Origin of the sequence: Aeromonas sp. s6 (assembly GCF_040907815.1) — a bacterium.
In the GTDB taxonomy this organism is placed as follows: domain Bacteria; phylum Pseudomonadota; class Gammaproteobacteria; order Enterobacterales; family Aeromonadaceae; genus Aeromonas; species Aeromonas caviae.
Map to the genome: position 1 here is coordinate 1 of NZ_JBFOCN010000028.1, position 20,462 is coordinate 20,462.

Genomic DNA, 20,462 nt, shown 5'->3' on the forward strand with positions numbered 1-20,462 from the left:
GGCTATGTCCCAATTACGTGTTGCATCGGGTGCCCTAGCGCCTCATGCAAACACATCTTGGTATTTACCTCCCTGCCGTAACGTTCCAGCATCCTGCGCCAGCCCAGATAATTCCTCAGGTAGTGGGTTGCGACTCCATGGAATCGTTCCATCCACTCCTTCAACCGCCGGTGATATCCGTTCACATGCTGGATGTGGTATGCCCCAATGACTCGCTCACCTCGACGGTTGTACACCACCTGATGTGTTATGCCCCGCGCTTGGCTGAAACTGGCATACACCCCTGCACCATCACTGCAGAGCACTGCATCGGGCGCGATGAGTGGCTGCAACACCGCTTTCACCGTCTGCGCATCCAGCCTTTCCAGCTGAAAGTCGGCTTGATGGCCCGCCCTGTCCTGCACCACCATCACCGGGATGTAATCCCGCCCGGTCCCCCGGGTACGCCCTTTCCCGCCACGATGTCTTGCCGGACGAGGCAACCCTCGCTGCCCCTTGAACGATTCGAGGAAGAAGGTTTCATCCACTTCCACAATGCCTTCTTCCCGTGTTGCCTGGTGGTTTGCCATCGCCTTCAGGAAGCGGTGACGCCACAAGAAGGCGGTGTTCTTGCAAACACCGCAGCGGACGGCGGCCTGGCGGACAGTGAGCCCGTCGATGAGAGTCTGGGCGTAGTCCTCCCAATGCTCAGCCTTACGTAATCTGGCCAAAGGCGTCTTGGTGAGGAGGGAGCTGGTTCGCCGACACTGCTTACAACGGTAACGACGCAGCCCACGGCTCCAGCCCCAGGGGGCCAGCTGGGTGGCATCCGCCTGGCAGTGGGGACAGCCGCAGCATGTGGGTAACTGGGCATGGAGGGACGTAATCGGGTGTGGAGCGGCGAGCTCATGCTGAGCGACACGGCGCTGACGCAGAGTAAGTAATGGAAAGAGGGACAACAGGTGTTGGAAGGCTGGCGTATCCATGATGAAGGTCCTCGCGGTGATGACCTACTTCCAGATTAGCCTTCCAACACATAATTGGGACAGCGCCATAAAAAAGGCACCCGATGGGCGCCTTTTTCAGAATTCTTCAGAAGCAAGATTACTTCTTGGAGGTCAAGCCACCGAAACGCTTGTTGAACTTGTCTACGCGGCCGCCGCTAGAAACTTCTTTCTGCTTGCCGGTGTAGAACGGGTGGCACTCGGAGCACACGTCCAGGTTCAGATCTTTACCAATGGTAGAGAAGGTGTTGATGACGTTACCGCAAGAGCACTTGGCGGTGATGGCTACGTAGTCAGGATGGATACCAGCTTTCATGGACAACCTCAATTATCAGGCCGTGTCGCCATCCGATCTCTTGTCGGACACCACACGATTGTTGAACACAGTTTCAAAGGCTGCGAATAATATAGGAAACGCCTGAGATCAGGCAAGTGGCTTCGCAGAAAAAATAGGCAACCCCTGGTGAATTCTTCCCAAACGCTGGATCTGGTTCGTGTGGCTGTGCCGGTGCCGTTACGCCGTCATTTCGACTATCTCTCTCCCCTGCCCTTGCCTGCCCCCGGTTGCCGGGTCGAGATCCCGTTCGGCCCGCAGACCCTGGTCGGTCTGGTGGTGGATCACCCGACCGAGAGCCAGGTCCCCCGCAACAAATTAAAACCCTTGAAGAGGGTGCTCGACAGCGCCCCCGTGCTGGGGCCCGACATTCTGGCGCTGATGGCCTGGAGCGCCGGTTACTACCAGCATCCGCTGGGGGAAGTGCTGCCCCATGCCCTGCCGGTGCTGGTGCGCAAGGGTGAGCCCGCCGCCTATCGGGAGCTGGAGTTCTGGTTTGCTACCGAGGCCGGCATGGCCATCGACCTCAACGAGCTCAAACGGGCGGCCAAGCAGCAGCAGGCCCTCGCCTTGCTGCGCAAGGGGCCGCAGACCCCCTCCGCCCTCAAACAGGAGGAGATCCAGAGCGCGGCCCTCACCGCGCTGGAGAAGAAGGGACTGCTGGAGAAGCGCTCGCTGGAGCCGAGCCATGATGGCGACTGGGCCACCCACTTCGAGCCGGGTGAGGGGCTGCGCCTCAACGGCGAGCAGGCGCTGGCGGTGGCCGCCGTCACCAGCCAGAGCAACAAGTTCGGTGCCTTCCTGCTGGACGGCATCACGGGCTCCGGCAAGACCGAGGTTTACCTCAGCATCCTCGAGCCCCTGCTCAAGGCGGGCAAGCAGGCGCTGGTGATGGTGCCGGAAATCGGCCTCACCCCCCAGACCATCAACCGCTTTCGCCGCCGCTTCAACGTGCCCGTGGTGGCGATGAACTCCGCCATGAACGACAGGGAGCGGCTCGATGCCTGGCTCGCCTGCCGCGACGGTGGTGCCGCCATTCTGATCGGCACCCGATCCGCGGTGTTCACGCCGTTCAAGGACCTCGGCATCATCATCATCGACGAGGAGCACGACGGCTCCTTCAAGCAACAGGACGGCTTTCGCTACCACGCGCGGGATCTGGCGGTGATGCGGGCCCATCGCGCCGGCATTCCCATCCTGCTTGGATCTGCCACCCCGTCGCTGGAGACGCTGCACAACGCCCGCAGCGGCAAGTATCACCACCTCACTCTCACTCGCCGCGCCGGCAACGCCCAGACCGCTCGCCAGGTGATCCTGGACATCAAGAACGTGCGGCTGCAGGCGGGGCTCTCCCCCCAGCTGGAACAGCTGATGGCAGAGCATCTGGCGGCGGGCAACCAGGTAATGCTGTTTCTCAACCGTCGTGGCTATGCCCCGGCTCTTATCTGCCACCAGTGCGGCTGGAGTGCCGCCTGCGAGCGCTGCGACGCCTGGTACACCTGGCACCAGGCCGGGCGACGGCTGCACTGCCACCACTGCGACAGCGTGCGCCCGTTGCCCCATCACTGCCCCGAGTGCGGCAGCAGCGAGCTCATCGGCTCCGGGGTCGGCACCGAGCAGCTGGAGCAGCTGCTCGGCACCGTGTTCCCGCAATATCCGGTGGTGCGCATCGACCGGGACAACACCCGCCGCAAGGGGGAACTCGAAACCCACCTCGGCGACATCAAGGCGGGCAAGTACAAGATCCTGATCGGCACCCAGATGCTGGCCAAGGGCCACCACTTCCCGGACGTGACGCTAGTGGGCCTGCTGGATGTGGATGGCGCCCTGTTCAGCGCCGATTTTCGCGCTGCCGAGAAACTGGCCCAGCTCTACACCCAGGTGGCGGGCCGGGCTGGTCGTGCCAGCAAACCCGGGTTGGTGGTGCTGCAGAGCCACCATCCCGAACACGCCCTGCTGCAGGATCTGACCCAGAACGGCTATGGCCACTTCGCCGACACGGCGCTGAAAGAGCGCCGCCTGCTGGGGCTGCCACCGTTCAGCCATCAGGGGCTGTTTCGGGCCGAGGCCAACGGCCGCGACGAGGTACAGCTGTTCCTCAGTCGCCTCGCCGATACCCTGCGCAGCGCCCGCTATCCCCAGGTGCAGGTGCTGGGGCCCATCAGCGGCTTCATGGAGCGCAAGGCGGGCAAGTTTCGCATGCAGCTACTGGTGCAGGGGCCCAGCCGGGCACCGCTGGCCCAGCTGCTCGAATGGGCAGTGAAGGAGCTGGAGGGGTGGCCCGAGACCAAGCGGGTGCGCTGGAGTCTGGATATCGACCCCACGGAACTGAACTAGCGCGGCTCTGCCAGCACGGCCTCCGCCAACACCCTGGCCTGTTCCAAAGCCAGGGGCTGCTGATAGCTGTGGGCCATCACCACGGCCCCTTCCAGCAGCAGGCATAATCCGGTGGCCTGCACCTCGGTGCATTCGAGGGCCTCCCTGACCCAGTTCAGCAACGCACGCTTGTGGGCCACCACCAGCTTGCGCACCGGGTGGCGAGGATCGGAGAACTCGGCGCTCGCGTTGATGAAGTTGCAGCCGTAGAAGTCGCTGCGACCAAACCAGTCGGCAAAGCCATCGAGCAGCGCCAGCAACCTGGCCTCCCGCCCCGACACCCCATCCATCCTGGCATCGAGCAGGGCAAAGAACTCCGCATCCCGCGCCATCAGCACCGCTTCGATCAAGGCATCCTTGGTGGGGAAGTGGCGATAGAGGGTGCGTTTGGTACTGCCTGCCTCGGCCCAGATGCGATCGATGCCGGTGGCGTGAAAGCCGTGACGATTGAACAGCCGATAGGCTGTCGTCATCAGCTGTTGCCGTTTTTCGCTCATGGTGACTTTCCTCTTGAAGTACACCGATCTGTCTACCTAATGTCGCAGGCTGGATCAAGTGATCCGGCACAGACAAGGAGACAGGAGATGGAAACAAGACGATGGCGAAGTGCCTGGCTGGCAGGGCTCGGTGCCTGCCTGGCCATAATGTTGCTCGGCTGGCTGGACATGAGCTGGCAGTCGACCCTGTTGATGGCACCGTTCGGGGCAAGCTGTGTGCTGCTCTTCTCCCTGCCGGACAGTCCGCTGGCCCGTCCGCAGAACGTGCTGGGAGGCCACCTGTTATCGGCCACCGTGGGGTTGGTGGTGCAGTTGCTCCCGCTACCGATGGAGCTCAAGCTGGCGCTGGGTGTGGGCCTGTCCATTGCACTCATGCAGGGACTGGGGCTGATCCACCCACCCGCCGGAGCCAATCCACTGTTGATCCTGCTCACCACCCAGTCCTGGCCTTTCCTCTGGCAAACAGTGCTGCCCGGCGCCTTGCTGCTGATCATGGTGAGTCATTGCGCCAGGCGGCTGCAAACGTCACGACTCACACCCACATAAACAACGAGGGGGCCAAGGCCCCCTCGTTGTTTAATAGCAAGGCAAAGATGGCTTATTCGGCGACCTGGGAGACCCCGGTCAGGCGTACCTCGACCCGGCGATCCGGGGCCAGACAGGCGATCATCTGCGCCTTGGCGCCATCCGGGCAGCTGCCCCCGGTCACGGGCGAAGACTCTCCCCGCCCTTCGGCACGCACCTTGTCGGCAAACAATCCCTTGGCGATGAGATAATCCGCCACCGTGCGGGCACGCTGTTCGGAGAGGGACTGGTTGTAGGCCTCCGAGCCGATGCGGTCGGTATGACCGATCACCGTCGCCACCCCGTCTTTCGGATTGGCCGCCAGGATCTGGGCAAACAGGTTGTCGAGGGCCTGGCTGGCGGCCGGCTTCAGGGTCGCCTTGTTGAACTCGAACAGCACATCGGAATCCAGGCTGAACTGCTTCTCCACCAGCACGGGGGCCGGGGCGGGCGCAGGTTCGGGCGCAGGCGTTGGTGCCACCGGCTCGTCGCCGATCTGGCCGAAGCGATAGAGCATGCCGACCGACAGCAGGCCGTTGTCCATCTCGATGCCTGACTCGTCGAGGGAAGTCTTGCCCAGGGGTGTGGTGTACTGGTATTCGAGGCGGGCGGCCCAATCCTTGTCGATGGCGTATTCGACCCCCAGCGCCCCGACAAAGGCGGCACCATGATATTTGTTGCCCTCATGGGATTCGGAGAGGCTGCTGGTGCCATCGCTGGCCCTGACGTTGAGTGAGCTCTCGGTCCAGGCATAGGCCCCCCCGAGACGGCCGTAGATATCCAGTGCCGAGGTTGCAGGCAGGATGATCTTCATGGTGGCCTGCACCATCTGGGCCTTGGCCTCGCCATCGAGTGCGAAATCAACCCCGTTGCCCGAGTAGTGCTTGTCCACCTGATACTTGCCGAGCCAGTCATAGCCGAGCTCAACCGCCACGTTTCTGTTCACCTGATAACCGGCAAACAGCCCCAGACCGAGATCATCGCTGTTCTCGTTCACCTTGGTCGCATCGAACAGCTCTTCGACCTGAGCGTTGTAATCCACCCCGTAATAATTTGACCAGCCGGCCTTGCCGCCGACATACCAGGTGTTGTCCTGGGCGGCAGCCTGCACCGTCCCTGTTGCCATCAAAGCGCCGATCAGGACGGCGAGCATAGATCTGTTCATGGATGAGCCCCTGCAATGAATTGTTATGACGCGGCTGCGTCTCTCTTCCCTGACGGGGCCCTGAACCCAAGCCCCGCATTCAGATTATCCCATCTGCAACCAGCCTCAAACGACCAGGGACTCAGGAGTGTGATATTGGCGACATTATCGGCCACCGTGCCCCCAATCATGGGGGCCGGCGCGTTGCCCATAAAAAAACGAAGAGCCGGGCTCTTCGTTTTTCATCTGGCAAGGGGATGGCTCCCCGCTCACTGACTGCCCTGGCTCGCCAGGAACAGGCGGTAGGCGGGATCCTCGCTCACCTCTTTCCAGCCGTAGCCAATCTCGTGCAGGTAGTCGTGGAAAGCCGCCACGTCCTCGTCCGGCAGCTCGAAGGCGCAGAGCACCCGTCCGTAGTCGGCGCCGTGGTTGCGGTAGTGGAACAGGCTGATGTTCCAGCGGCAGCCCAGGGTCTCGAGGAAGCGCATCAGGGCACCCGGCTGCTCCGGAAACTTGAAGCTGTAGAGGCGTTCACCGAGGGGCCGGGCCGGGCGGCCGCCAATCATGTAGCGCACGTGGTTCTTGGCCAGCTCGCTCTCGGTCATGTTGACCACCGGGTAGCCATTGCCGCCGAGTTGATCGATGATCTGGCCCAGCTCCTCGTCACCGCCGGTGAGGCGCACCGAGACGAACAGCGACGCCTGCTCGGCATCGGCGTAGCGGTAGTTGAACTCGGTCACCATGCGGGGCCCCAGCTGACGGCAGAAGTCGAGGAAGGCCCCCTTGCGCTCGGGGATGGTCACCGCCAGCATGCCCTCGCGCTTCTCGCCGATCTCGCAGCGCTCGGAGACGTAGCGCAGGCTGTGGAAGTTGACGTTGGCGCCGGACAGAATGGCCGCCATCCGCCCCCCTTTCACCTGCTCTCGCTCGCTGTAAGCCTTGAGTCCCGCCAGGGACAAGGCCCCCGACGGCTCGGCGATGGCGCGGCAGTCGTCGAAGATGTCTTTGAGCGCGGCGCAGATCTGGTCGTTGGAGACGGTCACCACCTCGTCCAGATACTGGTTGCACAGCCGGAAGGTCTCCTCGCCGATGCGCTTGACCGCCACCCCGTCCGCAAACAGGGAGACCCGGTCCAGATTGACCGGCTCGCCGGCCGCCAGCGCCGCCTTGAGGCAGGCGGACCCCTCCGCCTCCACCCCGATCACCTTCACATCCGGCAGCAGCTGCTTGATGTAGACCGCCACCCCGGCGGCCAGGCCGCCGCCGCCCACCGGCACGAAGACGTGGGTGAGGTGGGTATCCTGCTCCAGCAGCTCCTTGCCGATGGTGCCCTGGCCGGCGATCACCTCGACGTCGTCGAACGGCGGGATCAGGGTGTAGCCCTCCAACTCGGCGAGTCGGCGGCTCTCGCCGTAGGCCTCATCGAAGCTGTTGCCAAACAGCATGACGTTGCCGCCCTGACGGCGCACCGCGTCGATCTTGATGTCCGGCGTGGTCTTGGGCATCACGATGATCGCCTTGATGCCGAGCTTGGCGGCCGACAGGGCGACCCCCTGGGCGTGGTTGCCGGCGGAGGCGGCGATGACGCCGCGCTCTTTCTGCTCCTGGGTCAGGGTGGCGATCTTGTGGTAGGCGCCGCGCAGCTTGAAGGAGTGAACCGGTTGCAGATCCTCCCGCTTCAGACTGACGTGATTGCCGAGCCGCTCGGAGAGTTTCTTCAGGGTTTGCAAGGGGGTGACCCGCGCCGCCTCGTAGACGGGGGAGAGCAGCACCTTGCGTAGATAATCCGCCGCAGAGACCATGGTTTATACCCCCGTCTCGTGGCGAAGGGCGCGCAATGCGCCCATATCATGACAGTTCATCCTCTCACTCCCCCAGCAGAGTGCGATCGCGCACCGCGCCCTTGTCGGCGCTGGTGGCGAACATGGCGTAGGCACGCAGGGCAAAGGAGACCTCGCGCTGACGATCGACCGGCTTCCAGCCACGGGCAGAGACGGCGGCGCGGCGAGTGGCCAGCACGCTGTCGGCCACCTCCAGCACCATGCTGCGGGCCGGGATGTCGATGTTGATGATGTCGCCATCCTCCACCAGACCGATAGTGCCACCAGAGGCCGCCTCCGGGGAGACATGGCCGATGGAGAGACCCGAGGTACCGCCGGAGAAGCGACCGTCGGTGATGAGGGCACACGCCTTGCCCAATCCCATGGACTTGAGATAGGTGGTGGGATAGAGCATCTCCTGCATGCCGGGGCCCCCTTTCGGGCCCTCGTAGCGGATCACCACCACTTCACCTGCTTTCACCGTGCCGTCCAGAATGCCGCTCACCGCACTCTCCTGGCTCTCGAATACCCGGGCCGGGCCGCGGAAGGTGAGGTTCTCCTCATCCACCCCGGCGGTCTTGACGATGGCCCCGTTGAGGGCGAGGTTGCCAGCGAGGACCGCCAGGCCACCTTCCTGGCTGTAGGCGTGATCGAAGGAGCGGATGCACCCCTCGGCGCGGTCCAGATCCAGCTCGGGCCAGCGGCAATCCTGACTGAACGCCTTGGTGGTACGGATGCCGGCAGGGCCTGCACGGTAGAAGTCGTGAACCCCCTTGTCATTGCTGCGGCTGACGTCATATTCGGCCAGCAGCTCCACCAGGGAAGTGCCCAGCACGTTGCGGGTATCCCCGTGCACCAGGCCCGCTTTTTCCAGCTGACCCAGGATGGCGACCACGCCGCCGGCGCGGTGCACGTCTTCCATGTGGTACTTCTGGGTGGAGGGCGCCACCTTGCACAGCTGGGGCACCTTGCGGGACATGCGGTCGATGTCGGCCATGGTGAAGTCGACACCCGCCTCCTGGGCTGCCGCCAGCAGGTGCAGCACGGTGTTGGTGGAGCCGCCCATGGCGATGTCGAGCGCCATGGCGTTCTCGAACGCCGCCTTGGTGGCGATGTTGCGCGGCAGTGCCGAGGCATCGTCCTGCTCATACCAGCGCTTGGCCAGAGTGACGATACGCTGGCCCGCCAGCTTGAACAGCTGCTCGCGGTCGCTGTGGGTCGCCAGCAGGGAGCCGTTGCCCGGCTGGGAGAGACCCAGTGCCTCGGTCAGGCAGTTCATGGAGTTGGCGGTGAACATGCCGGAGCAGGAGCCGCAGGTGGGGCAGGCGCTGCGCTCGATCTGATCGCTCTGTGCATCGGAGACCTTGGGGTCGGCACCCTGGATCATGGCGTCCACCAGATCCAGCTTGATGATCTGGTCGGAGAGCTTGGTCTTGCCCGCTTCCATGGGGCCGCCGGAGACAAAAATGACCGGGATATTGATGCGCAGGGCAGCCATCAGCATCCCCGGGGTGATCTTGTCGCAGTTGGAGATGCAGACCATGGCGTCGGCGCAGTGGGCGTTGACCATGTACTCCACCGAGTCGGCGATGAGTTCGCGGGACGGCAGGGAATAGAGCATGCCACCGTGGCCCATGGCGATGCCGTCATCCACGGCGATGGTGTTGAACTCCTTCGCGACCCCGCCAGCCGCCTCGATTTCGCGGGCGACCAGCTGGCCCAGATCCTTGAGGTGGACGTGGCCCGGCACGAACTGGGTGAAAGAGTTGACCACGGCGATGATGGGCTTGCCGAAATCCTGATCGGTCATGCCGGTGGCACGCCAGAGGGCGCGGGCCCCGGCCATGTTACGTCCGTGGGTGGTGGTGGCGGATCTCAACTTCGGCATTGTCTCTACTCCCTGAATGCCCCTGGGGCGCATTGTCTTTCAACATGAATGTGTGATTCGCGGATCGGGAATCGATCCTGGTGAAGGCACCTCGGGGAGCCTTCACCGGAAGCGACTCGGGGAGGCGTGACGCCTCCCCGCTATCATCAGTCGTTGACCGGCGTCAGCCAGCCCCACTTGTCTTCGGTCTTGCCGTTGAACAGGCCGAAGAAGGCGTTCTGCAACTGCTCGGTCACCGGGCCACGGCAACCGGCGCCCACCTTCATCCGATCCACCGAGCGCACCGGGGTCACCTCGGCGGCGGTGCCGGTCATGAAGATTTCGTCTGCGACGTACAGCGCTTCACGGGGCAGCGCCTGCTCGCGTACCTCGTAACCCAAGTCGCGCGCCAGCGTCATGATGGTGTCGCGGGTGATGCCGGGCAGGATGGCGGCGGTGGCGGGCGGGGTGAACAGCACGCCGTTCTTCACCAGAAACAGGTTCTCCCCCGCCCCTTCGCTCAGATAGCCGTTCACATCCAGCGCCAACCCCTCGGCGAAGCCGTTGCGCTTGGCCTCGCGGCTGATGAGCTGGGAGGATAGATAGTTGCCCCCCGCCTTGGCACCGGTCGGGATGGTGTTGGGAGCGAGCCGGTTCCAGGAGGTGACGCACACATCCACCCCGTTTTTCAGCCCCTCTTCTCCGAGGTAGGCGCCCCAGGGCAGGGCCGCGACCATGAGGTCGGCCTTGGCATCCAGCGGCGGATGCAGCCCCAGCCCCACGTTGCCGACAAAGGCCAGCGGGCGCAGGTAGCCGCTCTTCAGGCCGTTCTCGCGCACCACGGTGCGGCAGGCTTCATTCACCTCAGACTCGCTGTAGGGGACGTCCATCCAGTAGATCTTGGCGGAGTCGAACAGGCGGCGGGTGTGCTCCTGCAGGCGGAAGATGCAGGTCCCCTTGGGAGTGTCATAGGCCCGCACCCCCTCGAACACCGAGGATCCGTAGTGCAGGGCATGGCTCATGACATGCACCTGGGCATCCTGCCAGGGGACCAGCTTGCCGTTGAACCAGATGTATTGGGGGTGGGCGGCGGATTGGGAAGGCTGTGACATTGGCTTGGCTCCTTAAGCTCTGATCCGGGGTTGCTGTTCCAGTGCATCGACCCGGGAGACATCCACCAGCTTCACCAGCTGGCTCCACAACTGCTGGATGGGACGTACCGATTCGACAGTAACCGTGATCCGCAGCTGTTGGCAATCCTGCTCCATGTTGAGGGCGCAGAGATTGAAACCGCGGTGACGGACCACCCGCAGCACCCGTTCCATCACTTCGGGTCTGGGTTGGGCATGGATTTCCAGGGTGCTGGTATTGAGCTGGTTCATGGGCGTTGCTCCATCATCTTGTGGTTGGCGACTCCTGGCGGAACCAGGGGCCAGACATTTTCTTCCTCTGAAATAGCCACATGCAGCAGATAGGCACTCTCGCTCGCCAGCAGGCGATCCAGTGCCGGGGCTATCTCTTCCTTGCATGTGATGGTCTCGCCTGGGATGCCGAAGGCGGCGGCCAGAGCGACGAAATCGGGGTTGTCGGACAGATTGGTCTCGCTGTAGCGGCCGTCGAAGAACAGCTCCTGCCATTGGCGCACCATGCCGAGGCGCTGGTTGTCCAGCAGCACCATCTTCACCTTGAGCCGGGCACGGCGGATGGTGCCGAGCTCCTGTACGTTCATCATGAAGGAGCCGTCACCGCTCACCAGCACCACCTCGTCATCGGGGCGCGACATCTTGGCGCCGATGGCGGCGGGCAGGCCGAAGCCCATGGTGCCGAGGCCGGCACTGGACAGGTGGTTGCGCGGGCTGGTGAAACGCATGTGCTGGGCCACCCACATCTGGTGCTGACCCACGTCGCAAGCCACCACGCTGGTGTCAGGCAGCTGGCTTGAAAGCTCTTTGAGCAGGGACGGGGCGTAGATGGCCTGACCCGGATGGTCGTAGCGGAAGGCGTATTCCCGAGCCATGGTGGCGCAGTGCTCGCGCCAGGGGTCGAGGGTCAGCGCCATCGCCAGGGCGGGCAGCACACGCTTGAGATCCGTGGTGATGCCCACATCGGCGGCGCGGCGCTTGCCGAACTCGGCGGCGTCCACATCCAGGTGGATCACCTTCGCCTCGGGGGCAAACTCTTCCAGCTTGCCGGTCACCCGATCATCGAAACGGGCGCCTACCACCACCAGCAGATCGCACTGCTGCACCGCCAGGTTGGCGGCCTTGGTACCGTGCATGCCGAGCATGCCCAGATAAACGGGGCTGTCGGGGTTGAGGGCACCTATCCCCTTGAGGGTGGTGACCGCCGGCATCCCCGTGGTGGCGGCAAAGTCGCGCAGCTGCTGCTCGGCATTGGCCATGCCCACCCCGCCGCCAACGTAGAGTACCGGACGCTCGGCAGCGGCCAGCAGGGTACGGGCGACCGTCAGTTCGGCCGGATTCAGGGGGTCGGGTTCCTCCACTGCAAACAGCGGGCTTTGAGAGGGAACGGCGGCCAGTTGCACATCCTTGGGCAGGTCGATGAGCACGGGGCCCGGACGCCCTTCGGTGGCGATGGCGAAGGCTTCGGCAATGACCCGTCCCAGATCCGCCGGGTCCGTCACCATGAAGGAGTGCTTGGTGCAGGAAAGGGACATGCCGAGCACGTCCACTTCCTGAAAGGCATCGGTACCGACGGCGGCGCAGGGCACCTGGCCGCTGATGGCCACCAGCGGTACCGAATCGAGCAGTGCCTCCGCGAGGCCGGTGACCAGGTTGGTGGCGCCGGGGCCAGAGGTAGCGATGCAGACCCCCACCTGACCGGAAGCGCGGGCATAACCCACCGCAGCCATGGCGGCACCCTGCTCGTGGCGGCAGAGCTGATGGGCCAGGCCACCGTCATACAGGGCGTCATAGACCGGCATGATGGCCCCGCCCGGGTAACCAAACACCTGGGTCACACCCTGTTTTTTGAGAGCCTGTACCAAAAACTGCGCGCCGTTCATGTGGAAAATCCTGTCCTTTGGTCGAAAAAAAACCCCCGGGCCGTGAGGCTCGGGGGTCGCTTGTTTCGTTCTGTCCGGTGGTGGGTCTATCCCTTGTTCCGTGCAGCCAAACGAGCCCCGAGCGGTGAGATAATAATCACCACTAGGACCACAATAATGCTGACGAAACGGGAGGCCATGTTCATAGTTACAACCGGAAATCCTGTGAAATGGGAGCGGAGCTTGCCGCGAATGGCTATTAGAACTAGCACGGTGATTTTTATTGGGCAAGCACTTTTTACCTGACAAGACTCTGATTTTAACTACTCTGAAACCTGACGACTGGAACAAAAAACTAATAAAAAACGGTTAACCAGCATATACATCAAACCAAGGACGGTATTTATGTCATTAGCTGTTGTTTATAGCCGTGCCAGCCTGGGGATAGCGGCGCCGCAAGTCACGGTGGAGGTGCACCTCTCCAACGGCCTGCCCGCCTTCAACATGGTGGGGTTGCCGGAAACCTCGGTGAAAGAGTCGCGGGATCGGGTGCGCAGCGCCCTGCTCAACGGCAATTTCGAATTTCCGGCCAAGCACATCACGGTCAACCTAGCCCCTGCGGATCTGCCCAAAGAGGGGGGCCGCTTCGACCTGGCCATCGCTATCGGCATTCTCGCCGCATCCAAGCAGATACCCGCAAAATACCTGCTCAATCACGAATTTTTAGGGGAATTGGCCCTGACGGGCGAGATCCGCCCCGTGCTTGGGGTGCTCCCCTCGGTGCTCGCCTGCCGCGACGCAGGGCGCACCCTGCTGGTCCCACGGGAGAACGGTCCGGAGGCTTCCCTCATACAGGATGCCGAGGTGCGCACCGCCCACCAGCTGCTGGCGGTCACCGCCTGGCTGGCGGGCCAGTACGAACTGCCGCTGCCGGAACCCCAGAGCGCGGAGACCCTGCCCGACGTGCCGGATCTGCAGGATGTGATCGGTCAGTCCCAGGCGAAGCGGGCGCTGGAGATCGCCGCAGCTGGCAGCCACAACCTGCTGTTCATCGGCCCCCCCGGCACCGGCAAGAGCATGCTGGCCAGCCGTCTGCCCGGCATTCTGCCACCGCTAAGCGAACAGGAGGCGCAGCAGACCGCCGCCATTCACTCCATCGGCGGCCTCACCCCCCGCGCCGGCCACTGGCACCACAGGCCGTATCGCACGCCCCATCACAGCGCCTCGGCAGTGGCGCTGGTGGGCGGGGGTACCCATCCCAGGCCTGGCGAAATTTCCCTCGCCCACAACGGGGTACTGTTTCTGGATGAACTGCCGGAGTTCGAGCGCAAGGTGCTCGACTCCCTGCGCGAGCCGCTGGAGACCGGGCACATCACCATCAGTCGTGCCGCCCGCCAGGTGGATTTTCCCGCCCGCTTCCAACTGGTGGGTGCCATGAATCCCAGCCCCTGCGGCCATTATGGCGACGGCCAGACCCGCTCCAGCCCGGATCAGATCCTGCGCTATCTGGGCAAGCTCTCCGGCCCCTTTCTCGATCGGTTCGATCTGACGGTAGAGGTCCCGCTCTTGCCCAGGGGGAGCCTGACCGGCAAGGCGGAGCGGGGGGAATCGAGCCAGCAGATACGCGAACGGGTGCTGGGGGCGCGAGAGCGCATGCTGAGTCGCAGCGGAAAACTCAACAACCTGCTGGATAGTCGTGAAATCGAAGATGTTTGCAGATTATCGCCACAGGATGCCGAGTTTCTGGAGGGTGCTATCCAGAAGCTGGGGCTCAGCATCCGGGCCTGGCACCGCATCCTGCGGGTATCGCGCACCATCGCCGATCTGGCGGGGCACGCCACCATCGAGAGAGCGCATCTGATCGAAGCCCTGGGCTATCGTGCCATGGATAGGCTGTTGTCGCGGCTGCGCGGGGGCCAGTGAGCGGGGGAACGACAGCAGCCACCACCCGACCCGGAAAGGGCGCCACCATGGTCTAGTCGTGGGCCGGCTGATATTATGGCAACAGATCTGACCACTTGGTTGCCATCCACCGATACGAAGACGGATTCCACCATGCCCAACAAGCTGATAGAGCGACTGCGCGGCAGCCTCTCGACCCTGCTCTATTTCATCAACACCCTGTTCTGGTTTGTCCCCGTCCTGCTGCTTGGCCTCATCAAGCTGCTGCTGCCCTTCAAGGGGGCGCGACGTCTCTGCAACACCCTCCTGGACGGCTGCGCCACCCACTGGATAGGTTTTAACAATCTGATCCAGAAAACCATCATCAACACCCCTTTCGATGTGGTCGGAGTGGACAAAGGGCGCCGGAATGAGTGGTATATGGTGATTGCCAACCACCAATCCTGGGTCGACATACTGGTATTGCAGCGGATTTTTAATCAAAAAATCCCCTTCCTGAAGTTTTTCCTCAAGAAAGAACTGATTTGGGTACCTTTTCTCGGTCTGGCCTGGTGGGCGCTGGATTTCCCATTCATGCGGCGTTATTCCCGAAAATTTCTGGAAAAGCACCCGCATCTGAGGGGAAAAGACATAGAAACCACGCGCAAGGCGTGTGCCCGTTTCCGCCATATGCCGGTGAGTGTGATGAACTTCGTGGAAGGGACCCGCTTCACCGTCGGCAAGCACGACAAGCAAGGGGCACCCTATCGTCATCTGCTGCACCCGAGAGCAGGGGGCATCGCCTTCACCCTGGCGGCCATGGGGGATCAACTGCACAAGCTGGTGGATGTGACCATCGCCTATCCCGGCGGCGTCCCCAGCTACTGGGACTTCATGTGTGGTCGGGTCAAGGAGATCAAGGTTCGGGTCCGCTTTCTGCCGATCGAACGCAATCTGGTGGGGGATTACTTCAATGACCCCGAGTTCCAACAAGAGTTTCAACAGTGGTTGAACGGGATCTGGCACGAGAAGGACCAGACCCTGGATAAGCTGCTGGCGGACAAGACGCAGTAAGACACTCATGCCAAACCTGCTCCCGGGCCCCCTGGTGCTGTTCATCAGCGCCGGCCTGACCATACTGTTTACCGCCCTGTGCGCCAGCCTGATCCTGCTGGTGTCACTGGCCAAACTGCTGCTGCCCGTGCCGGCCTTTGGTCGCGCCTGCAGCCGGCTCAACAACCGCTTCATGGGCCTGTGGCTCGGTTGCAACGCCCTGGTGATCCGCCTCACTACCCGCATCGACTGGCAGATTGAGGACAATACCCGGCTGCGCAAGGATGGCTGGTATCTCATCATCAGCAACCACATGAGCTGGACCGATATCGTGGTGCTCGGCCACCTGTTTCGCAATCGGCTACCGGTGCCCAAGTTCTTCATGAAGCACGAGCTCATTTACATACCGCTGCTGGGGCTCGCGTGCTGGGGGCTGGACATGCCCTTTATGCGCCGCTATTCGAGAGAGTTTCTGTTAAGAAATCCACATCTGCGGGGCAAGGATATCGAGACCACCCGCAACGCCTGCGAGAAGTTTCGCCACATTCCCACCACCGTCATCAACTTCGTGGAGGGGACCCGCTTCACCGATCAGAAGCGCGAGGCCGCCCGCTCCCGCTATCGCCATCTCATGCCCCCCAAGGCGGCAGGACTCGCCTTCACCCTGGCAGCCATGGGCGATCAGTTCGACAGCCTGATCAACGTCACCATCAGCTACCCGGACAACCCCAACACCCCCTTCAAGGATTTCCTGATGGGGAAGATGAAGCGCATCCGGGTGCGAATCGAGGAGCTGCCGGTGGACGAGCAACTGGTGGGGGACTACTTCAACGACAAGCAGTTCAAACGCGGTTTCCAGGAGTGGCTGAATGCACGCTGGAAGGAAAAAGACGAGGTGCTGGCGCAGTGGCAGGCGGCCGATGCGGCGGCTCAGACCGATCCGCAGGCAGCCAAGGCGAGCGCCGAGGCCAGCTCGGGCAGCTGATCCTCGCTGAACACCGCGATGCCATGGCGGCGCAGCAAAGCCGTGGTCTTGCCCTCTCCCGCCAGTGAAACCCCTTCGAAGCGGCCATTGTAGATGCGGCCGCTGCCGCAGGAGGGGCTCCCCTCCTTCAGAAGGGCGAAGCGAATGTCCTGCTGCTGACAGAGGGCCAGCGCAAGGGCGGCGCCCCGGTCGAACTCGGCAGTCACATCCAGCCCGCTTTCGGTGACCACCCGCTCCCCCTGGCGCTCGGCAGGGGGGCGTGGCGTCGGCAGGCCACCCGCCACTTCGGGGCAGAAGGCCAGTGCCCGCCCCTCGGCTCCCAGCGCCTGCAGCCAGTCGCTGACAATCCCCTTGCTCTGGCCGTCGTAACGCACCGGCTGACCCAGCAGGCAGGCGCTCACCAGCACCTTGTGCATTCCCGTCTCTCCCATGTTTGCACTTCCTGTGTGAGGTGCCAGTGCACCAGACCCGCTATGGGGCGACAATCCGGCTTTCGCAGACATCGGTTTATGCTTCCGCACCGTGCATCACCTGATCGAACATGACGCAACAGGGGGTCTCCAGCCGATAGAGGATGGCGGGACGTTGCTTGCCGGTGCGCTTGCGCCCTGTGTCCACCAGGATGTCGGCACGGTGGAGCCGCTTGCGAAATGCGGCCGTGTTCATGGGGGTCTGCAGGACGATCTCGAACGCCCGTTGCACCTCGGAGAGGGTGAATTCTGCCCCCAGCAGATGCAGCGGCAGGGTGCTGTAACGGCTCTTGATGCGCAGCCGCTCCAGCCCCATGGCGACCAGCTTGCCGTGATCGAAGGCGAGTTGCAGGCCGGGCAGATCGTCCAGAGGATGCCAGCGACCGCGCACCGCCCCCCCATCGGGATCCGCCAGACAGAGATAGACGAGGGTGGTGGACCAGCCGCGGGGATCCCGCTCCAGGTTGCCGAGGGTACAGACCTGCTCGCTGTAGCAGTGCTCCAGCCCCCACTCTGCCAGCAGGCGATGGCGAGCTGCGTCCAGATCCCGATCCCGGGTCTCGTCGATGCGCAGGGCCGGCAACTGCCAGCAGTGGGCAAAGGGGGGGCGATCCCGGGTCTCGAGAAGCAGCTCGAGCCGCTCCTCGCGCAACCGCAGCACCACCATATCCAGACTCATTCTCGGCATCCTGGTCGACCTGCTCGCCTTCTAATAATGTTTGGTAGATAATATCACAAGAATATTATGTGAAGGAGCCATCCATGGGAATCATCGCCAGCCTGGATATTGATGCGCAGAAAGGATTCACCCCCCTCTGCCCAAACGAGCTGCCCGTCGCTGGCGGGGATACCATAGTGGCGGCGCTCAATGCCCAGGCAGCCCTCGCCACCCTGCGAGCCGGCAGCAAGGATGCCCACCCCGCGAACGCCCCCTGGGTGGTGACCGAACCCGGTGCCATGTTGCAACCCCTTGCACTGGCGAATGCCGATCTCACCTGGCCGGCCCACTGCGTGCCCGGCACACCTGGGTTCGAGCTGCTCGACGGCCTGCCCGCCCCCATCGACTACGACTTCTTCGTCTGGAAGGGGGTCGAGCCGGACCTGCATCCCTATGGCGCCTGCTATCACGACCTGGCGGAGCGGCGCAGCACCGGGCTTATCGAGTTTCTGCAAGCCCGCGGCGTCACTACCGTGCTGGTCGGCGGCCTCGCCACCGACTACTGCGTCAAGACCAGCGTGCTGCAACTGCGTCGCGCCGGTTTCCGGGTCATCGTCCACCTCGACGCCTGCCGCGGCATCGCCCCCGAGACAATCGACCAGGCCCGCACCCGGATGATCGAGGCCGGCGCCGAGCTGGCCCAGACCCTGGCCGACATTCAACGCCTGCTGGATGCCTGACATGCCTTCCATTTTCCACTGCCCACCCGACACCGGCGCCCACCCGTCACAGATGCAGCCAGAGTGCGTTGCCCGCGCAGCACTCATCACAGGAGCCTGATATGCCTCCCATCCTCCACAGCCTGCTCGACACCGATGCCTACAAGCTGCACATGCAGCAGGCGGTGTTCCATCGCTATCCGGATGCCGACGTCGTCGCCGAGTTCCACAGCCGCAACGAAGAAGACCTGCTGCCCATGATGGGCCAGATCGAGGAACAACTGCGCCTCGCCGGCTCCCTGCGCCTGACCCGGTCCGAACTCGACTTTCTGGCCGAACGCCCCTTCTTCACGCCCGACTACCTGGATCACCTGCGCCGCAAGCCGCTGGACGCCTCCCTGCTCAAGGTGTTCGAGCAGGATGGCCGCATCAATGTGCGGGTCGAAGGCCCCTGGCAGGACGTGATCCTGTGGGAGATCCCGGTGCTCGCCATCATCAGCGAGATGCGTAACCGCTTCCGCTATCCCCAGTTCGGCGTCAGCCAGGCACTGGAGCGGCTCGATCAGAAGATCGACAAGCTGGAACGGGAGCTGAGCCGGGAGGAGATGAGCGAGTTCAACCTCATCGACTTCGGCACCCGTCGCCGCTTCTCCCTCGCGGTACAAGACGCCGTGGTGGGTCGCCTCAAGGAGCGGCTGCCGGCGTTTCGCGGCACCAGCAACTACCTGCTGGCCCAGAAGTACCGGTTGCCCGCGGTGGGCACCCAGGCCCACGAGTGGTTCCAGGCCCACCAGCAGCTCGGCTTCCCGCTGGAGCTCAGCCAGCGCGCCGCCCTCACCAGCTGGCTGGACGAATTCACCAACCACCTCGGTATCGCGCTCACCGACTGCATCACCATGGATGCTTTCCTGCGTGACTTCGACTTCGAGCTGGCGAGCCGCTACCAGGGGCTGCGCCACGACTCCGGTGATCCCGTGGTGTGGGGCGAGAAAGCCATCAGCCACTATCAGCGGCTCGGCATCGACCCTGCCGAGAAGACGTTGGTCTTCTCCGACGGGCTCAACCTCGACAAGGCCGTCGAGCTGCTGCGCCACTTCCGCGGCCGCATCAACACCAGCTTCGGCATCGGCACCAAGCTCACCTGCGATCTGCCCGGCGTCAGCCCGATGAACATCGTGTTCAAGCTGATGGAGTGCAACGGCGGCCCGGTCGCCAAGATATCCGACAGCCCGGGCAAGACCCTCTGCCGGGATGCGGACTTCATTCGCAACCTCAAGCAGGCCTTCCACGTCGGGGTCTGAGTCAGGCCCGTGAGACGCCAAACAAAAAGCCCGCCGGTTTGCACCGGCGGGCTTTGGTATCGACTCAGGAATGATCAGTCCTTCTTGGCCAGCAGGAATTTCACCAGCTGGTTGAACTGCTCCTGGGAAGTGATGGATTCAATCTTCACCATGTACTTGCCGTTGACCAGGAAGGCCGGCACACCGCGCACATTGTAGCTCTCGGTGTTGCGATCGAACTGGGAGACCATGCCGGAGACGGCGAAGCTGTCGACGGCACCGTCGAACTCCTCGGCCGGCACGCCATTGTCCACGAAGACCTGCTTCACGTCGGCGCGGCTCTGGGGGATCTGGCGCTGGGTGTGGATCTTGTCGAAGATAGCCGGGGTCAGCTTGCCTTCCACGTTCAGCAGATTGGCGACGGCGTAGGCACGCTGCATCTCGGGGCCCATTTCACGGCCCAGGAAGGCCACCGGGTTCTTCTTCATCGGCACGCCTTCCGGCAGGCTCTTCTTCAGATCCTCGGCAATCGGCTCGAACTTGGCGCAGTGCGGGCAGAAATAGGAGAAGAACTCCATCACTTCCGGCTGGGCGCTGCCGGTCTGGCTGACCACGTCATAGTTGACACCTTCCTTGAATTGCGGGGCGGCGTGAACCATGGGGATCATCAGCATGGCAGCGAGGAAAAATAGTACTTTTTTCATGACGTTTCCTGTTAAGGGATCACTGTGAGGCACGCCCGGCGAACCGAAGCAGTCCAAGCCTATTGCCTCACCCTCGTGCCGTCAATGGCAAAGGCAGACAGGCGGGACCGCCATCCCGCCTCC

At 63.1% G+C, this 20,462-nt stretch carries 19 protein-coding genes; 7 read left to right on the plus strand and 12 right to left on the minus strand.

The features are described 5' to 3' along the window. Positions 1-2 precede the first annotated feature (2 nt). Together AB5Y50_RS03355 and rpmE are read right to left on the minus strand one after the other, a co-directional pair. On the minus strand, positions 3-965 hold the full coding sequence (locus AB5Y50_RS03355; protein ID WP_319882837.1) for an IS1595 family transposase: 963 nt from the start codon (positions 963-965) through the stop codon (positions 3-5). Between the two features lie 118 nt (positions 966-1,083). After that, positions 1,084-1,299, minus strand: coding sequence for a 50S ribosomal protein L31 (rpmE, locus tag AB5Y50_RS03360; RefSeq protein ID WP_010676078.1), 216 nt, complete (start codon positions 1,297-1,299; stop codon positions 1,084-1,086). Between the two features lie 147 nt (positions 1,300-1,446). On the opposite strand from rpmE, the gene priA reads away from it, so the two are divergent. Next, the gene (gene priA / locus AB5Y50_RS03365; protein ID WP_082189192.1) at positions 1,447-3,654 is read left to right on the plus strand and encodes a primosomal protein N'; all 2,208 of its coding nucleotides are present in this window, start codon (positions 1,447-1,449) and stop codon (positions 3,652-3,654) included. Here the strand turns inward: priA and AB5Y50_RS03370 are convergent. Beyond that, positions 3,651-4,190: a TetR/AcrR family transcriptional regulator gene (locus tag AB5Y50_RS03370; RefSeq protein ID WP_043153422.1), complete on the minus strand. Its 540-nt coding sequence runs from the start codon at positions 4,188-4,190 to the stop codon at positions 3,651-3,653. The two genes, priA and AB5Y50_RS03370, sit on opposite strands and share 4 nt — an antisense overlap. Before the next feature lie 150 nt (positions 4,191-4,340). On the opposite strand from AB5Y50_RS03370, the gene AB5Y50_RS03375 reads away from it, so the two are divergent. Then, positions 4,341-4,736, plus strand: coding sequence for an HPP family protein (locus AB5Y50_RS03375; protein ID WP_041201741.1), 396 nt, complete (start codon positions 4,341-4,343; stop codon positions 4,734-4,736). A gap of 52 nt (positions 4,737-4,788) precedes the next feature. Here AB5Y50_RS03375 and ompA read toward each other — a convergent pair whose 3' ends face one another. The 6 genes from ompA to ilvG all read right to left on the minus strand — a co-directional run bounded on the left by ompA (position 4,789) and on the right by ilvG (position 12,610). Then, complete coding sequence (gene ompA, locus AB5Y50_RS03380; RefSeq protein WP_048209598.1) at positions 4,789-5,919, minus strand: porin OmpA; 1,131 nt, start codon at positions 5,917-5,919, stop codon at positions 4,789-4,791. 248 nt (positions 5,920-6,167) lie between these two features. Then, positions 6,168-7,700: a threonine ammonia-lyase, biosynthetic gene (gene ilvA / locus AB5Y50_RS03385; RefSeq protein WP_010676083.1), complete on the minus strand. Its 1,533-nt coding sequence runs from the start codon at positions 7,698-7,700 to the stop codon at positions 6,168-6,170. 64 nt (positions 7,701-7,764) lie between these two features. Next, the gene (ilvD, locus tag AB5Y50_RS03390) at positions 7,765-9,606 is read right to left on the minus strand and encodes a dihydroxy-acid dehydratase (protein ID WP_010676084.1); all 1,842 of its coding nucleotides are present in this window, start codon (positions 9,604-9,606) and stop codon (positions 7,765-7,767) included. Positions 9,607-9,752: 146 nt separating this feature from the next. Continuing rightward, entirely contained in the window at positions 9,753-10,697 is a 945-nt protein-coding gene (locus tag AB5Y50_RS03395; RefSeq protein WP_039039680.1) for a branched-chain amino acid transaminase, read from the minus strand. 12 nt (positions 10,698-10,709) lie between these two features. Beyond that, positions 10,710-10,967, minus strand: coding sequence for an acetolactate synthase 2 small subunit (ilvM, locus tag AB5Y50_RS03400; RefSeq protein WP_010676086.1), 258 nt, complete (start codon positions 10,965-10,967; stop codon positions 10,710-10,712). Further along, positions 10,964-12,610 carry an acetolactate synthase 2 catalytic subunit gene (gene ilvG / locus AB5Y50_RS03405; protein WP_069784601.1) on the minus strand — a complete coding sequence of 549 codons (1,647 nt, stop codon included), beginning with the start codon at positions 12,608-12,610 and terminating at the stop codon, positions 10,964-10,966. Before ilvG ends, ilvM begins: the two co-directional genes overlap by 4 nt. A 384-nt stretch (positions 12,611-12,994) precedes the next feature. Here ilvG and AB5Y50_RS03410 point away from each other — a divergent pair, with 384 nt between their 5' ends. The 3 genes from AB5Y50_RS03410 (at position 12,995) to AB5Y50_RS03420 (ending at position 16,508) form a co-directional block, all read left to right on the plus strand. Next, entirely contained in the window at positions 12,995-14,512 is a 1,518-nt protein-coding gene (locus AB5Y50_RS03410) for a YifB family Mg chelatase-like AAA ATPase (RefSeq protein ID WP_069784600.1), read from the plus strand. Positions 14,513-14,644: 132 nt separating this feature from the next. Beyond that, a complete protein-coding gene (locus AB5Y50_RS03415) occupies positions 14,645-15,544 on the plus strand; it encodes an acyltransferase (protein ID WP_069784599.1) in 900 nt (299 codons plus the stop codon). A gap of 7 nt (positions 15,545-15,551) precedes the next feature. Then, on the plus strand, positions 15,552-16,508 hold the full coding sequence (locus AB5Y50_RS03420; protein WP_069784598.1) for an acyltransferase: 957 nt from the start codon (positions 15,552-15,554) through the stop codon (positions 16,506-16,508). On the opposite strand, the gene AB5Y50_RS03425 is transcribed toward AB5Y50_RS03420, so the two are convergent. Together AB5Y50_RS03425 and AB5Y50_RS03430 are read right to left on the minus strand one after the other, a co-directional pair. Next, positions 16,454-16,939, minus strand: coding sequence for a DUF523 domain-containing protein (locus AB5Y50_RS03425; protein WP_029314879.1), 486 nt, complete (start codon positions 16,937-16,939; stop codon positions 16,454-16,456). The two genes, AB5Y50_RS03420 and AB5Y50_RS03425, sit on opposite strands and share 55 nt — an antisense overlap. Positions 16,940-17,015: 76 nt before the next feature. Beyond that, a complete protein-coding gene (locus AB5Y50_RS03430) occupies positions 17,016-17,666 on the minus strand; it encodes a DNA mismatch repair protein MutT (RefSeq protein ID WP_029314880.1) in 651 nt (216 codons plus the stop codon). A 74-nt stretch (positions 17,667-17,740) separates the two neighbouring features. Between AB5Y50_RS03430 and AB5Y50_RS03435 the strand changes: the two genes are divergently transcribed. Together AB5Y50_RS03435 and pncB are read left to right on the plus strand one after the other, a co-directional pair. Beyond that, on the plus strand, positions 17,741-18,376 hold the full coding sequence (locus tag AB5Y50_RS03435) for a nicotinamidase (RefSeq protein WP_041214225.1): 636 nt from the start codon (positions 17,741-17,743) through the stop codon (positions 18,374-18,376). Positions 18,377-18,477: 101 nt separating this feature from the next. Beyond that, positions 18,478-19,656, plus strand: a complete 1,179-nt coding sequence (pncB, locus tag AB5Y50_RS03440; protein ID WP_010676094.1) for a nicotinate phosphoribosyltransferase — start codon at positions 18,478-18,480, stop codon at positions 19,654-19,656. Positions 19,657-19,730: 74 nt separating this feature from the next. On the opposite strand, the gene AB5Y50_RS03445 is transcribed toward pncB, so the two are convergent. Continuing rightward, on the minus strand, positions 19,731-20,339 hold the full coding sequence (locus AB5Y50_RS03445) for a thiol:disulfide interchange protein DsbA/DsbL (protein WP_010676095.1): 609 nt from the start codon (positions 20,337-20,339) through the stop codon (positions 19,731-19,733). Between the last annotated feature and the right edge of the window lie 123 nt (positions 20,340-20,462).